Raw genomic sequence first — 255 nt, forward strand, 5'->3', positions numbered from 1 at the left:
CACCACCGCCGGCTGACGGAATAGCCGGTTAAAGAGTGTAGACGTTGATTCCCGCAGGCAAATCCACGGGAAGAGTCGAACTTGAGAGTACACCAACACCTTCGGGTCGCGGTGATAGTGTGGGTAAGCAGACTGCCGAGAAAATCCGCTAAACTTAACATTGAAGGTACCCGTACCGCAAACGGACACACGTAGTCGGGTTGAATATACTAAGGCGCTTGGGTGAATCACGGTTAAGGAACTAGGCAAATTGAC

General features: G+C 51.4%; 1 rRNA gene. It reads left to right on the forward strand.

Annotated features, from left to right (window positions below):
* Positions 1–255, forward strand: a 23S ribosomal RNA gene (locus I6E24_RS17680); the annotation flags it as partial.

This window comes from Bacteroides caecigallinarum, assembly GCF_021530995.1.
In the GTDB taxonomy this organism is placed as follows: Bacteria; Bacteroidota; Bacteroidia; order Bacteroidales; family Bacteroidaceae; genus Phocaeicola; species Phocaeicola faecigallinarum.